Origin of the sequence: Exiguobacterium sp. s133 (assembly GCF_018618595.1) — a bacterium.
GTDB lineage: Bacteria > Bacillota > Bacilli > Exiguobacteriales > Exiguobacteriaceae > Exiguobacterium_A > Exiguobacterium_A oxidotolerans.
On sequence record NZ_JACSMK010000025.1, the window covers coordinates 1 to 1,183 of the forward strand.

Genomic DNA, 1,183 nt, shown 5'->3' on the forward strand with positions numbered 1-1,183 from the left:
CCGTTCCCATGCCGAACACGGAAGTTAAGCACTTGAACGCCGAAAGTAGTTGGGGGCTTCCCCCTGTGAGGATAGGACGTTGCCAGGCATACTTTTTTAATAAAGTATTTGACAATTTTGACTGACTAATATAACATTATAGAAGTCGTCAAGTTACCACGGTCCTGTGGTGTAGCGGTTAACATGCCTGCCTGTCACGCAGGAGATCGCGGGTTCGAATCCCGTCAGGACCGCCATTTTTATTTACCGATCTTTTTCATTATGGCTTTGTAGCTCAGTCGGTAGAGCAGAGGACTGAAAATCCTCGTGTCGGCGGTTCGATTCCGTCCAAAGCCACCATTTACACCTGCCGGTGTAGCTCAGCTGGTAGAGCAACTGACTTGTAATCAGTAGGTCGCGGGTTCGACTCCTGTTGCCGGCACCATTTTTCATTTAATATGGCGGTTGTGGCGAAGTGGTTAACGCACCGGATTGTGATTCCGGCATTCGTGGGTTCAATTCCCATCAGTCGCCCCATTTTATTTTTAATTTAATACTAGTTTGTGTCATTAGCTCAGTTGGTAGAGCATCTGACTTTTAATCAGAGGGTCGCAGGTTCGAATCCTGCATGACACACCATTTTTATGCGGGTGTGGCGGAATTGGTAGACGCGCTAGATTTAGGATCTAGTGTCTTTGACGTGGGGGTTCAAGTCCCTTCACCCGTACCATTTATATTTATAATGCGGAAGTAGTTCAGTGGTAGAATACGACCTTGCCAAGGTCGGGGTCGCGGGTTCGAATCCCGTCTTCCGCTCCATTTTTTAAATAGAAGTAACAAAAAATAGCATAATTTGCGGTCGTGGCGGAATGGTAGACGCGCTAGGTTGAGGGCCTAGTGGTGGCAACACTGTGGAGGTTCAAGTCCTCTCGACCGCACTTATTATGCACCCTTAGCTCAGCTGGATAGAGTACTTGACTACGAATCAAGGGGTCGGGAGTTCGAATCTCTCAGGGTGCACTTTTCGGGAAGTAGCTCAGCTTGGTAGAGCACTTGGTTTGGGACCAAGGGGTCGCAGGTTCGAATCCTGTCTTCCCGACCATTATTATTATCGGACTTTGAAAACTGAACGATGAGGCAAAAAACGTATCTTCGGATACAAACAATGAATGAAGCGCAAGCTTCGTCAACGTGACTTTTAGTC

10 tRNA genes and 1 rRNA gene are annotated in these 1,183 nt (G+C 47.5%); all 11 read left to right on the top strand.

The features are described 5' to 3' along the window. Nucleotides 1-88 (top strand): 5S ribosomal RNA (rrf, locus tag KNP96_RS16535); the annotation flags it as partial. 72 nt (nt 89-160) lie between these two features. Next, nucleotides 161-236 (top strand) — tRNA-Asp (locus tag KNP96_RS16540). A gap of 27 nt (nt 237-263) precedes the next feature. Beyond that, nucleotides 264-339 (top strand) — tRNA-Phe (locus tag KNP96_RS16545). Between the two features lie 9 nt (nt 340-348). Next, nucleotides 349-424, top strand: a tRNA-Thr gene (locus KNP96_RS16550). A 16-nt stretch (nt 425-440) separates the two neighbouring features. Continuing rightward, nucleotides 441-516, top strand: a tRNA-His gene (locus tag KNP96_RS16555). Between the two features lie 26 nt (nt 517-542). Next, nucleotides 543-618, top strand: a tRNA-Lys gene (locus KNP96_RS16560). Nucleotides 619-625: 7 nt separating this feature from the next. Then, a tRNA-Leu gene (locus tag KNP96_RS16565) sits at nt 626-709 on the top strand. 14 nt (nt 710-723) lie between these two features. Further along, a tRNA-Gly gene (locus KNP96_RS16570) sits at nt 724-798 on the top strand. Between the two features lie 36 nt (nt 799-834). Further along, nucleotides 835-917, top strand: a tRNA-Leu gene (locus tag KNP96_RS16575). Between the two features lie 8 nt (nt 918-925). Then, nucleotides 926-999: transfer RNA gene (locus KNP96_RS16580), tRNA-Arg, on the top strand. 5 nt (nt 1,000-1,004) lie between these two features. After that, a tRNA-Pro gene (locus tag KNP96_RS16585) sits at nt 1,005-1,081 on the top strand. Nucleotides 1,082-1,183: the final 102 nt, after the last annotated feature.